Annotated in this window: 2 protein-coding genes; both read right to left on the bottom strand. The window is 46.5% G+C overall.

Features of this window, described 5'->3' with window-relative positions; translation table 11 throughout:
• Positions 1 to 10 precede the first annotated feature (10 nt).
• A complete protein-coding gene (gene ppsC / locus BGM23_RS12130; protein ID WP_046663264.1) occupies positions 11 to 7675 on the bottom strand; it encodes a plipastatin non-ribosomal peptide synthetase PpsC in 7665 nt (2554 codons plus the stop codon).
• Positions 7676 to 7691: 16 nt separating this feature from the next.
• A complete protein-coding gene (gene ppsB, locus BGM23_RS12125) occupies positions 7692 to 15374 on the bottom strand; it encodes a plipastatin non-ribosomal peptide synthetase PpsB (RefSeq protein ID WP_029727245.1) in 7683 nt (2560 codons plus the stop codon).
• Positions 15375 to 15389: the final 15 nt, after the last annotated feature.

Raw genomic sequence — 15389 nt, 5'->3', positions numbered from 1 at the left:
TCACGATTTTCTACAATTCTTCCACCAAGCTGGATATGCTGTCCAAGTCCTCAGCCGTTAATGATTGACTGCTGAAATCGCTCAGTGTCTTTTCTGTTTTCTGTTGACCGGCGCAGTGTTTCATAATGTCCAGCAAAAAGTGTTCAATCCTGTTAATAAGCTGCTCCATTGTGTTTCTGTGAAAGCGGGCTGGCGGATAACTAAGATTGAAATGGAGCTTTTTGTCTGCTGCCATTGCGCTCATCTCGATGATTTGCTCACGCTTCCATGTATGAGTGATATCCTTTCCGCTCCCAAGGCTTGATGGGCGGAAGGTGTCCTGTCTTTCGATGTCGTTGAACTGGCCCAAATAGTTAAAGCTGATTTCAGGTGTTTTTGAAAACGTAATGCTTTTATTTTCAGGGTGTGTAAGGTATTTCAGCATACCGTAACCTACCCCTTTGTTTGGTATCCGGCCCAGTGTATCTTTAACGGTTTTTAATGCGGTTCCGAGCTCATACCTATGATTTTCAAAGCTTATGAGGGCCGGATACATGGATGTAAACCAGCCGACCGTCCTGCTGATATCTAACTCTGGCAGAATATGTTCTCTCCCGTGTCCTTCCATAGCGATACGGAGCATACTTCCTCCTGTCCATTCACAAATCGCCAAGGATGCTGCGGTTAACAGAATATCTTGTGTATCTGTGCCATAGGCGTGATTGATGTTTTGCAGCAAGACGGCGGTGTCTGCTTCAGTCAGTGAAAAGCTTAATGAGTCCCTTTTGCTGAAGTCGATGTTCACATGATGCGGTATTTCATAGGGCAGTTCTGCGTCTTGCTGTTCTTCTACAGTTCGCCAATACGCCTCTTCGCGAATCAGCTTACTGCTTTGGGCATATTCCTGTATGCGTCTTGCGTATTCCTGATAGGAATCCGTTTTAGGCGGAAGCTGGATCGTCTGGCCTGCAGCAGCTTGTTGATATCCGGCTGACAAATCCTCAAGCAAAATCCGCCATGAGACACCATCAACGACAAGGTGATGGATCGCAAGGAACAAGTAATCTCCGGTCAGTGTTTTAAACAAAGCGGCGTGCAACAATGGTCCTTCCTGCAAATTGATGCTTTGCTGAAGATCTGCAACTTCTTGTTTGATTTGCGTCTCCCAGCCGCTTTCTGACTGTGAAAGATCAAAGGTTCTTAAGCTGTATAGCTGTGACTCATGAATGCCTTGGTTGATTTGAATCCATCGCCTATCATCGTTGCGATAAACCATCCGAAGCGCATCATGATGCTCCGCCAGTTTTTTCAAGGCTGGTCTAAGGGCGTTTTCAGACAAATGTCCAGAATGGAATAGCATGACAGACTGATTGAAATGGTGTCTTTCTTCAATATCTTGTGAAAAAAACCATTGCTGAACAGGCGTCCAAGGAACGTCTCCCTGAACGGGTCCTTGCTCTATGATTCTCTCTGACTTACGGATAAATGGTGATAAGTCCTTTATCTTTGGATGACGGAATAAATCACTTACCTGCAAGCTTAGCCCATAGCGTCCAAGGCGTGCAGAAACTTGAAGGGCTTTGATTGAATCTCCGCCCAATTCAAAAAACGAATCCTCTATTCCGATCCTCTGGATGCCGAGAACCTCCTGCCAGATCAACACAAGTTGGTCTTCAAGGTCATTTCGAGGCGGAGCGTACGTTTGTGATGTGAAATTTGGTTCAGGAAGTGCTTTTCGGTTCAATTTGCCGTTTGATGTGAGCGGAAGAGTCTCCATTTCAATAATGTACGCCGGGATCATATAGTTTGGCAGCGAACGCGCGAGAAGTGAACGCACTTGTTCAGCATTCGTGCCTGCTTTTACGCTGATATAGCCAAACAGCTCTTTGCTCCCGGTCTGGGCTGTACGTGCTAACACTGCGGCTTCTTTGACCCCGTCTATTTGACGAAGTGCTGATTCGATCTCACCCAGCTCCACACGATAGCCTCTGACTTTTACTTGATCATCAATACGGCCAACGTACTCAATTGTGCCGTCAGGAAGCCAGCGCGCCAGATCACCTGTGCGATACAGTCGATCGCCAGGTGCAAATGGATGTGGGACAAATTTCTCTTTCGTTAAATCAGGACGGCCCAAATATCCTCTGGCGACGCCATCTCCGCCGACACAAAGTTCACCGACAGCTCCGACCGGCTGCAGCACTCCCCATTGATTTAAGATATAAGCGGTGGAATTACCAACCGGCCGCCCAATCGGAATGGAAAGTTCATATGTTTTTTGAATGTGAAGGCATGTCGAAAAAGTTGTATTTTCGGTAGGGCCATATCCATTCCATATAGATACTTCAGGGCAGACATTTCTGATTCGATTGACGTGGCTCGGCGACAAAGCTTCTCCGCCAATAATCAAATGTTTCAGCTGTGAAAATGTTTGTTCATTTTGTTCTGTCAAATGATTGAATAGAGAAGATGTCAGCCAAATCGTTGTGATTCCTTGATGTTCTATGTACCTCTTAAGCTGATGGGAATCGAGAAATGTTTGTTGATCGGACAGATGCAAAGCGGCACCATTTAGCAGCGGTCCGAAAATTTCAAATGACCCAACGTCGAAACCGATTGATGATGTCATCAGAAGGCGGTCTTCAGGTGTAAATGTAATATAATTGCTGTTTTTAACAAGACGAATTACACTTCGCTGCTCAATCATGACACCCTTTGGTTTACCGGTTGATCCAGAGGTATAAATGATATATGCGAGTGAATGTGGCCCTGCTGAAGAATCAACGTTCTTCGTTTTTCCTTGCTTTTGAATATCTTCGATTATGATTTGTTCACATTCAATGTCTAATAGCTGTTTTTCTGTTTTCTCAGATTGAAGGAGTAATGCCGCCCCGCTGTCTGACAGCATATAAGCTATTCGTTCAACAGGCAGATCAGAAGCAATAGGCAGATAGGCTCCCCCGGCTTTCAGAATGCCCAGGATTCCTGCAATGAGTTCTGGTGTTCTGCCTGTCAACAAGGCTACAACACTATCAGGCCCTACGCCCTTTATCTGTAGAACTGAGGCAATTTGATTTGCCCAGCTGTTCAGGTCCTCGTAAGTGAATACTTGGGTGTCGCTGACAATTGCTACAGCATTAGGTGTTTGTTCTGCCTGCATTTCAAAGAGTCTGCTGATGGTTTCATTTCTTGGATAATCTATTTTTGTACGATTGAGCTCGTGGATAAGGTAATGGGTCTCATCCTCATTCAGGATATTTATTGTTCCGAGAGCGGCTTTGTTGTCTTTGATGATGGAGAGTAACATATTGATAAAATATTGAAGCCACTTTTCTATCGTTTTTTTCTTATATAAGTCAGTACTAAACTCCATTTGGAACGTCAGCAAACCGTGGGGCTGTTCCTGGGCATATAGGGTTAAATCAAATTTGGACGTTTGATGCCCATTGTTTGCTGCAGGTTTGAGACAAAGTTCATCCAGCTCCAACGATTCCTGATCCATATTTTGAAGGACAAACATTACGTCAAACAGCGGATTTCTGCTCATATCTCGTGTCAATTCAAGCTTATCAACAAGCTCTTCGAACGGGTAATCTTGGTGCTCAAAGGCTTCCAATGCTGTCTCACGCACTTCCTGCAAATACTGTACGAATGGCTTCCCGCCCTCCGGGCGCGTCCGAAGCGCCAGCGTGTTCACAAACATGCCGAGTATCGGCTCAAGATCCTTGTGCGGCCGGCCGGCAATTGGCGAGCCGACGATGATATCTTCCTGTCCGCTTAAGCGTGACAAGAACGCGGTGTAAGCCGCAAGGAGCACCATGTACAGTGTGCTTCCGTTTTCTCGTGCCAGCTTGTGAAGGCCTGATGCAACCTCTTGATCCAGCGTAAATGAGACCTTGTCACCCGCGAAGCTTCGCACCGGCGGGCGGGCATGATCAGCCGGAAGATCCAGCACAGGCAGCTCGCCCTCGAGCTGCTTCAGCCAGTACGCCTCCTGCGTTTTGTACGCGTCTCCTGTTTTGAATCCTTCTTGCCATACGGCATAATCTTTATATTGAATGCGCAGCGCCGGAAGCTTCCGATTATTGTACAGCTCGCCGAATTCTTGAATCAGAATGTTGACGGAAACACCGTCTGAAATGATGTGATGCATATCAACCAGCAACAGGTGCCGCTCATCTGATACCTTTACGATTTGGGCACGGAACAGCGGCGCTTGGCTGAGATCAAACGGTTTGATAAATGCGGCTGCGGTCTCCTGTTCGGTTCGTTCGCCGAGAACTGTAGTCTGTAACGTAAACGGCACCTCGTCATGGATGCGCTGCACCGGATCGCCTCCTTCGTCCTGTTCGAAGGCGGTTCGAAGCGACTCGTGGCGCTTGATCAGCTCTTTGAAAGCTCTGTCCATCCTTTCAGGGTTGAGCTTCCCTTCGAGCTCTAACACAGCCGGCATATTGTAGCCTGTCCCTCCGTCCTCCAGCTGCTGAAGGACATAAATCCGCTTTTGGGCAGAGGAAACCGGATAGGTTTCCTGTTTTTCAGCGGGCTTAATCGCTTCATATGGACTGTCCGTTCCTTCACGGATAACGGCAGCCAGTCCTTCTACTGTCGGATGGGCAAACACATCTTTTAGCGGCACCTGTACATCGAATTCTTTGGCGATCCGTGAGACAAGCGCCGTTGCTTTTAAGGAATGTCCCCCGCGGTCAAAAAAGTTGTCGTGAATCCCGACAGGGCCATTTTTCAGTACGTCCTCCCACAGCTGAGAAAGCTTCATCTCAGTCACGTTTCTCGGCGCCGTGTAGGTCTCCGCATCTGCCGCTCCGCCAGGAGCTGGCAGGGCGTTTCGGTCGAGCTTTCCGCTTGGTGTAACCGGCCACTGTTCCATCTCTATCATATAGGCTGGGACCATGTAGCCCGGCAACAGTCTTTCAAGCTGTGCCCGCACTTCGTTTCTTTCGAGCCCTTCTACATAAGCGCATAATTCCGGCTCGCCGCTGTCTGTCCGTACGGTAACAGCCGCCTCCCTTACGCCTTCTATGCTTCTTAGTGCCGCTTCAATTTCTCCCGGTTCAATCCGGTAGCCGCGGATTTTCACCTGATCATCCGTGCGCCCGAGGAATTCAATATTCCCGTCAGGGAGCCAGCGCGCCACATCCCCGGTTTTGTACATGCGTTCACCCGGGTAAAACGGGTCCTTAAGAAAACGCTCCTCCGTTAATGCCGGCCGATTCAAATAACCTCTGGCAACACCCGCTCCGGCAATGTACAGTTCGCCGGCGACACCAGAAGGCTGTACGGCTAAATGTGGATCTAAAACATACAAACGCGCACCGGGTACGGGCTTCCCAATCGGAATCCGCAAACGGTCCCTGTCCCGTTCTGGGTCCAACACGTAAAATGCCGCGTCTACCGTTGCTTCTGTCGGCCCGTAACCATGGATTAATGATACCTGTGGCAAGATAGAAGCAAAACGGGCTGCCGTACGCGGCGCAAGCGGTTCACCTCCGGCGAATACACGCTTTAGGTTTGTCCCGTCACCGAGCGCTAACATTTCCGCTTGATCTAGAAAGCTGTTCAGCATAGCCGGAATAAAATGAGCCGTTGTCACGTTTTCCTGATGAATGGCTTGTACGATCAACGCGGGGTCTTTTTCCCAACCGGGCGGAAGCAGATACGCCGAAGCACCGGAAAGAGTCCACCAAAACAGCTGCCACACAGACGCATCAAAGGAAAAAGAGGTTTTCACCATGACAATGTCATCTTCCGAAAGCGGAAACTGGTGCTGCATGCCGGTCAGAAAGGAAACAGCCTGACGGTGCTCAACGGCCACTCCTTTCGGCTGCCCGGTAGAGCCCGATGTATAGATGACATAGGCGAGAGATCCGTCGCTAACAGAAGCAGACACATGACGTTTTACTTCTTCACGCTCAAGAGATGTCATGTCAACTTCAAGCGTCTCTCCAGAAAAGTTCGGTGCGGAGCATCCCGGCTGTGTCAGCAAGAGCGATGCCCCGCTGTCTTTCAGCATGTAGCTCAGCCGCTCCTTTGGATACGCAGGATCAAGCGGCAAATACGCCCCTCCGGCCTTCAATACAGCAAGGACAGCGATCAGCATGTCAGGTGAGCGTTCAGACAGGACACCGACGATACTTTTGTTTGTGACGCCGCGTGCCGCAAGGTGCGCAGCCAGCCGGCTGGCGTACATATCAAGCTCAGCGTATGTCAGCGAACCGCCTGAAAAGCGAATCGCTGGCCGCTCCGGTGTGACTGCCGCCTGTCGCTCAAACAGCCCATGCAGGGTTGGGGCTTCAGGTGAAACAGATACTGTCCTGTTATTTTGAGAAACGATTTTCCGTGTTTTGTCCTCATCTAGCAACGTCATCTTTGACACAGGAAGAGATGGATCAGAGATGACGTCAGAGATCATGTGCAGTAAATAATCTTTTATCTCAGACATCATATTTGGTTGATAAGCGCCTGTATGAAAATGAATCCGAACGTACAAAGTACGCCCTGGAATCACTTTGACACTGCATCTATAATTAGTTACCTCTTCCATCTCAAAATCTTTTACGGAGAAATCAAATGATCCAGCTTGATTCAGCTCTTCAATCTCTTGTTGAGTAGGTGTATTTTCAAAGACGATAATATGATCAATCAGCTCTTGTTTAAGAGCGCTCTGCGCCTGAATGTCATATAAAGGGAAGTAACTATACGCTTCTGCTTCAGTCATGTCCTTTTGCATTCCGCTGACTAGGTCAGAAAAAGACAGAAAATCACTTTGGACTCGAATAGGAATGGTATTGATAAAAAGTCCGACCATGTTTTCCACATCTTTTAGCTCAGAAGGTCTGCCTGATATAACTGATCCGAACACAGCATCGTCGCGGCGATTGAACTTTTGGAGCATGATTCCCCATAAAGCTTGGAACACAGTGTTAAGTGTCGCACCACATGCTGCAGCGATTTTCTGTAATTCGGAGGTTTCTTTTTCAGGAATGGTAAACGTGATCTGCTGTAATGTCCCGTCCGACATTTGATCTGTTCTTTTAGGCAGAGGCGAAGCTTTTTCGAAATGCTGAAGCCTCTTTTTCCAATACTCAGCTGCTTCTTCCCGGTCTTGCTGCATCAGCCATTTAATATACGTCCCGTACGGCTGTACGGGAGGCAAATCAGGAAACTGCCCTTTTCCAAGCGCTTGATAAATATGGAGAAAGTCTTTAATGACGATGCCTAAACACCAGCCATCCATTAAAATATGATGGTGGCTCCAGATACAGACATAATGATCAGGCGCCCATTTTAAAATAGATATTCTCATCAGCACATCCGTTTGGAGATCAAAGCCTTTGGATTTGTCCTGCTCTTTGAATGCCTCTGTACAATGTTCTTTATCTTTTTCATTGAGATGAGAAATATCTTCAACATGAACAGGGCAAGGACGTTGCTTGAGCACGACTTGACGAGGCTTGGCTACATTTTTATAGATGAATGCTGTTCGAAAGATATCGTACCTGTCAAAAACAGCATCCATACTTTTCTCGAAACGCTCCAAGTCGAGCTGTCCATGGATTGTAAAAGAAGCCTGTTCAAAATAAGCTCTCGACTGTTCATCATACAATGAGTGAAAAAGCATCCCTTCCTGCATAAATGACAAAGGGTATATATCCTGTATTTCAGGTTGCTGCGGCATCAGTGAATCTCCTCTCCTATAGTTTGTTGACGGCTCCCATGATCTCACTCAATTCATCAAGCGTTAAGTCTTCATCAGTGAAATCAGATGCGCTCCACTCTTGGTTTTCTTTGCCGGTACAATGCTCAATGATGTTTTCCAGAGTCTGTTTAAAATGCCTGGAAAATGTTTGGATTGTTTTTTCCTCAAATTGAAACCTGTTATAGATGATGTGCATGTTCAGGCACCCCGAAGAAACGGCGCCGCTGATATCCAGTGCATAAGGACGCTCCCAGTTCGGGCTGATCTCATTTCCTGGCTTGATGTCAGACACCTCAAAGGCATTTGATTGAATATCCTGATCAAACTGGCCTAAATAATTAAAGCTGATTTCTGGGCTGTTTTTCTGAGAGCCCCATCTTTTGCTGATATATTTCAGCACGCCGTAGCCCGCGCCTTTATGCGGTATACGGTGCAGCATATCTTTTGTCTGTTTAATAAGGTGGCCCAGCCGCTCTTCTTTGTCCTTATGATCGGAATCTCTCATATCAAGCCACACAGGATAAATGGAGGTGAACCAGCCAACAGTTCTGCTAATATCGATGTCCTCAAGATATGATTCCCTTCCATGGCCCTCCATGCTGATTTTAAATTGGTTATTTCCCGTCCATTTCTGCAAAGCAAGACCTAAAGCTGTCAGAAGGATATCATTCATCTCCGTGCTGTAAGCTTTATGTGCAGCCGTTAATAGTAATTCTGTGTGATGGCGAGATAGCTCAAAATCAATCACTTCTGTATCTTTGAATGTGTTAGATGCTGCGTCATTGTCTTTTGGAATAGGCTGGATTTGACGGTTCTCGCACTCATCCCAGTACGCTGCTTCGCGCTGCACCTGGCGGCTTTTAGAGTAGTCAGCTATTCTTTGTGAATACGTTAAATATGAATCTGTTTTTTTCGGCAATTTAATAGATTCTCCTGAGACTGCCTGTTTGTAAGCAGCTGAAAAATCCTCGAACAAAATGCGCCAGGAAACCGCATCAACAACTAAGTGATGAATCGTCAGAAATAAATGGTCACCATTCTCGGTTCTAAACAATCCAGCGTGAAGTAAGGGGCCGGTTTCCAAACGAATATGTTCTTGCATCCGGCTGGCTGCTTCCTCAATCGTGTACCGTGCTTCTGTTAGGCTATCCTTTACATCAAACAGTTCAAGTGCATATAGCTCCTCATCTGAAAGATCTATCCCTCTGTTTATCTGCACGTGCCTGCCATCTTCATGCCGGCATACGATTCTCAGTGCATCATGATGAGTCACAAGGCTTTTTAGTACTTTTCTAAGCGCAGCCTCATCAAATCGTTCAGCCCGGTAGATCATAACGGACTGGTTAAAATGATGGCTTTCCAGAGATTGCGAGAAAAACCACTGCTGGATAGGTGTCCAAGTAATCTCGCCTTCGACCGGGCCTTGGTCAATGGCGCGTACGTCTTTTCGAACCCAGGCGGACAGTTCACCAAGAGTCTGATGTTCAAACATCTCACGTACTGTCGTTTCAAATCCGCGCTGCTTCAGTCTGGCACAAACCTGCAGCGCTTTAATAGAGTCTCCGCCAAGCTCAAAGAAATTGGCGCTTACACCCAGCTCATCTACATTAAGAAGCTCCTCCCAAATTTCAGCCATCACCGTTTCAATCTCATTTCTAGGACTGATATCATCAGCTGTATAAGCGTGTTTTTCAGGCTCTGGCAGGGCTTTCTGATCGAGCTTTCCATTAACAGTCACCGGGATGCTGTCAATTTGTATCATACGGGCAGGCAGCATAAAGTCAGGCAAGGCGTTTTTTAGGTAAGTTCGGATGTCTGATATATTCGCAGCCTGTTGATCTTTTATCACCATATATGCATATATAGCTGTTTGCCCTTGCTCGTCTGCTCTGGTAATGACAGCCGCCTCTTTAATCATTGGATACTGAAGAAGTGCCGCTTGGATTTCGCCTAACTCAATACGGTGCCCTCTGACTTTCACCTGCTCATCAATGCGGCCTAAGTATTCCAGCTCGCCATTTGACAGGCGCCTAGCAAGATCTCCTGTTCGGTATAATCTGTCTCCCGGAAGATAAGGATTGGATACAAAACGGTCAGAGGTCAGCTCATCTCTGTTGAGATATCCCCGTGCCACACCTTCGCCGCCTATATACAGCTCCCCTGGAACTCCGATCGGCTGCAGATTCATATGAGCATCCATCACATAAGCCTGCAGAGTTGAAAGCGGCCGTCCGATATTGCTTTTATTTTTTACAATGTCTGCTGCGGACAATTTTTTGAATGTTACATGGACCGTTGTTTCTGTAATACCGTACATATTAATCAAATCAGTATGAGGATATTTTTTATTCCAGCTTTGAAGCATGCCGGGCTGTAAGGCTTCGCCGCCAAAAATCACGTATCGGACGTTTAATCGATCCGGATGGTTTTGATCTTCATGCATCAGGCCGTAAAAAGCTGTCGGGGTCTGATTGAGTACAGTGACGCGTTCTTTTTTTAACAATAATCGGAATGCATGGGGGTCACGGGCTGTTTCTTTAGAGACCACGACTAATGTACTTCCGTTCAATAACGCACCGAACATCTCCCATACAGAGAAATCAAAGCAATAAGAATGAAATAACGTCCAGATGTCTTCATGGTTAAATTCAAAAGGCAGGTTTTGATGCTTCAAGAGACTGATCACATTGCGGTGCTCGACAATGACTCCCTTTGGCTGGCCAGTCGTTCCAGATGTGTATATCACGTATGCGGGCTGATCTGTTACTATTTCTTGAATGTTTGCATCAGCCGGAATTGAGTCGTTTTCACATTCATCGATATACAAAATATGCCCGGTGTAGTCTGCAGGTTTGTTTTGACCGCGCTCTGTCAGCAGCAGTTTTGCTCCGCTGTCATTGAGCATAAAGCTAATACGCTCCTGAGGATATTCAGGATCAATCGGCAAATAGGCCCCGCCAGCTTTTAAAATCGATAAAATGCCAATGATCATATCAGGTGACCGATCGAGCATCAGACCGACGATATCGCCAGTTCTGACCCCTTGTTTGATCAGCATAGCAGCTGCCCGCTCGGCTTTTTCATTCAGGTCTCGATACGTAAGCTGAGAATGGCCGCACACCACTGCGATATGCTCCGGATATTTAGCGGCTTGCTTTTCAAATAAGCTTACTATGTTTTCATTTCTCGGATAAGCCGCATACTGCCCCATTTTTTCAAGGAGCAACCTACGCTCTGCAGCAGGAAGCAATTGCATGTCCGAAATTCTCATCTCGGTATCCGCCGTTACCCCTTTCACCAATTCAATAAAATAGGATGCCCACTGCGTAATGGTTTCTTCTTCAAAAAGAGCAGTGCTGTATTCAAAACGGCAGCGTATTCCACTCGGATGCTCCTCAGCGTGTAATGTTAAATCGAATTTAGATATATCATGTTTAGGAGTGACAGACGAAATCGACAGACCAGGCACTTCGAACCGGAAATCTTCACTGCTCTGAAGCACAAGCATCGCATCGAACAGCGGGTTGCGATTTACCTCTCGATTTGTATCGAGCTTATCTGCCAGCTCCTCAAAAGGATAATCCTGATGCTCGTAAGCGGTCAGAGCCAGGTGGCGAATGTCCTGCAAATAGGAGCTGAACGTTTTGTGGCCCTCGGGCTTGCTGCGCATCGCCAATGTATTGACGAACATTCCGATGACGCGCTCCAGATCAGCGTGCGGTCTTCCGGCAGCAGGCGAACCGACAACAATATCCTCTTGCCCGCTTAGCTTAGATAACAAAATAGAATAGACAGCCAGAAGAATCATATACAATGTTGTTCCCGTTTCAGCCATTAAACGGTGCAGCTCATCAGCCATGTCTTTATCAATGTTGACTTCAATTGTTCCACCGCTGAAATCAGGGAGACGCGGCCTTGTTTTATCAAGTGGTAATTCTAGTGTAGGAAGACTCCCGCCAAGCTGACCGAGCCAGTAGGACTCCTGTTTTTTGTATAGCTCTTTCGGGTAGTTCTCTTGCTGCCAAACAGCAAAATCCTTATAATGCAGGTTTAAAGCTGGCAGCTCTTTTCCGCAATATAAGTCAGTAAATTCTTGGACAAGAGTGCTCATCGAGACACCGTCGGCAATAATATGGTGCATATCGAGCAGCAAAAATCCGCGATTATTGCCCATTGTAATGACACATGCTCTAAAAAGCGGACCGGATGATAGATCAAACGGTTTGATAAAGGTCTCGATTGCAGACTCAAGCATTTGTTCTGACTCCATTTCAAGCTCTTTTAGATCAAAAGCCATCTCTGGATAAATGATCTGCACAGGCTCGTCTCTGTTAAGCACAAAAACAGTCCGTAATGCTTCATGCCGATTCACAAGTTCTGTGAGAACGCTTCTCAACCGCTGGCGATTCAGATTTCCGCGTAATTCAAGTACAGCTGGCATGTTGTAGCCTGTGCTGTCATCTGCCAGCTGATGAAGAGCATATAATCGTTTTTGCGAGAAAGACAGCGGATAGACATCTCTTTGATCCGCAGGTTCAATCTGTGTAAAAGCGTGTTCTTTTAAGCTCATCAATTTGACCGCCATGCTTTCAACCGTCGGATAAGAAAACACCTCACTGAGCGGCAGCTCGACATTAAGCTTTTTATGTATTCTTGATACCAGTGCGGCCGCTTTTAAGGACTGTCCGCCTAACTGAAAGAAATCATCACGAATGCCGATGTGCTGTTTATTCAGCACATCTTCCCAAATATGTGCGAGATCAGCTTCGATTAAGGTTCGGGGCGCCATATATGTGACACTCGTATTGTTTTCTGGTTCAGGAAGCGCAAACCTGTCAAGCTTGCCGCTGGATGTTAATGGCATCCGGCTGATGTTGATAATACTTGCTGGGATCATATAGGACGGCAATGTCCCGGCAAGATGCTGATACAAATCTGGGAGGCTGTTTCCCTTTTCCGGAACGATATAAGCAACGAGCTCCTTTTCCTCAGCAGAAACATCACGGGCCAGTACCGCTGCTTCTTTTACCCCCGGTGCTTGTCGAAGAACTGTTTCAATCTCTCTCAGTTCAATACGATAACCCCTAATTTTCACTTGATCATCAAAACGTCCAATATATTCAATCGTTCCATCAGGCAAAAAGCGGCCTGCATCACCTGTTCGGTATAAACGCTCCCCTTCAAGGAATGGATGATCGGAGAATGCTTTCTGTGTCAGCTCTTGCTGTTTGTAGTATCCTCTCGCAAGACCCGCGCCGGAAATACACAGTTCACCCGCCGCGCCGATCGGCTGCATTTGATTTCCGTGCAAAACAAATACTTTTGTGTTTCTGATCGGGTGTCCGATTGTGATCCTCTCTTTTTCATTCAGATGCCGCAATATTGTTGTTGCCACACTGTTTTCTGTGGGCCCGTATTCATTTGCCAGTTCAGCATAAGGACAAATCATTTGACTCAACTCAAGCAGATCAGGCGTGACCGCTTCACCCGCAAATGTAACAATACGAAGACTTTTTGCATCGTCAGCAGTCATCACTTCCAATAACACCCTGTACAGGGAAGGAACAATGATCATGTGGCTGACCTTATAACGGGCTATTTTTCGCTTAAGGGCCAGCACATCCTTCGCTTCGTCATCTGTTGTCAGCAGTACGCACGCACCAGATAAAAGCGGGGTAAATAAGCTCGTTACACAGCCGTCAAACACGTACGAAAACAAATGGAGGGATATATCCTGTTCGGCCATGCCATACTCTTCCCGTCTCCATTGCAATGTATTGGCAATACCGTGATGATCTACTAAAACCCCTTTAGGGCGCCCCGTCGTTCCCGACGTATAGATCAAGTAGGCTAGGTCACCTGGCGGCATATTTGGAGCTTCTGTTTGGTAACTTTCTGTATGTTCTATCGTTATCGTATTTCCTTCATAGGACGGAGGGATCAAGGAAATAAGGTCTTCTTCTATCAGCAATTGAGCCGCTTGACTGTCCTTCAGCAGGAAAGAAAGACGTTCTGCTGGAAAATGTGGATCAAGCGGCATATAAGCGCCGCCTGCTTTCCAAATCCCAAGCAAAGCTGCAGGCATTTCCATTGACCGGCCCATCATTACAGCAACGATATCTCCAGATCCAACGCCTTTTTCTATCAGAGCGTGCGCAATCTGATTGGCTCTTATATTTAATTGGTGATAGGTCCAGCAATCGTCTCCCATTTTTAATGCAGCCGCTTCAGGTGTTTTGCGGGCTTGTTCCTCGAACAATTGGGGTATCGTTTTGTTCACATAAGGACGCTCAGTTTCGTTAAACGATTGGATAACCTGTTGCTCCTCCGGCGGCACGATATTGATGTCACTGACGGCAACATCGGGATTTGTCAAAATGCAATCCAGTGCTTGCTTTAGATGCCCCTGAATCCTCAGCATCTCCTCCCGCTCGTAAACGTCTGCGTTGTAGCTGAATTTGATATAAAATGATTCTCCCGGAACGATAACGATATTAAAGTCGTAATTGGTTTGTTCCGACATTGAAATGTCACTCAGCTTCAGAGCGCCTTCGTCATTTTCACTCTCCACGCTTAATGCCTGATGAAGCTGTACAGGGTAATTTTCAAAAACAAAAATATGATCGATCAACCCTTGCTTCAATGGACTATGGTTTTGAATCTCATAAAGCGGATAATACCCATGCTGTTCAGATGATAAAATATCCTCCTGCACGGCTTTGACCAGCGAAGAAAACGTTATGCCTTCCGCAGATCGGATTCGCACTGGAACAGTATTGATAAACAAGCCGACCATTGATTCAATCCCGTCAATCGCTGACGGGCGTCCCGAAATGACGGAGCCAAAAACGGCATCATCTGCAGCATTATATCGATGGAGCAGCACGCCCCAAATACTCATAAACAGCGTGTTTAATGTCACTCCCCAGTTTTGGGCAGCCTCTGTCAGTTTCTCAACCATATCCGGCGCTAATGAAAAGCTGACCTGGTCGGCTTTATAATTCCCGTCTGCCGTGCGGCGCTTTATTCGGGGAATAGAAGCAGTATTGCCGTACTCCTTCAAATATTCGCTCCAGTAGGCAGCAGTCTCTTCTTGATCTTGTTCTCCGAGCCATTCAATATAACGGCTGTACGGCACCGTGCTGCCAAGCTGTACAGGTGAGTTATTTTTGAGCGAATCATACATGCTGAAAAACTCTTTAAGAATAATGCCGAGACACCACCCATCCATGATGATATGGTGATGTGTCCAGACACATGTATATTGGCTGTCTCCTCTATCAAAAAGGGCAAGACGCATTAAAGGATCTTTTTGCAAATCAAATCCTTTTTCCCGATCCTTAGTCATAAAAGCATCAATCAGCGTCTGCTGTTCTTGATCAGCCAGGCGAGAAATATCTTCTCTATATACTGTCAATTCCCGGTTTGATAGAACTACCTGCTGCGGACCTGTAAGATCTGGTACTTCTTTAATGAAAATCGTTCTGAAAATATCATATCTAGAAACAAGAAGGTTTAAGCTCTTTTGAAACGAGTCGACGCATAGATTCCCTGTGATCGTAAACGAGGTCTGTTCGATATATGCTTTCGAGCTGAAATCCATTAGTGAATGAAACAGCATTCCTTCCTGCATGTGCGATAACGGATAAATATCTTGAATTTGTGCCGATTGTGCCATCAATTCCACACACCT

This window comes from Bacillus sp. FJAT-14266 (assembly GCF_001719225.1).
GTDB lineage: Bacteria > Bacillota > Bacilli > Bacillales > Bacillaceae > Bacillus > Bacillus subtilis.
Note: the sequence above shows the minus strand (reverse complement) of the source record. Positions and strands in the feature narration are given on the sequence as shown.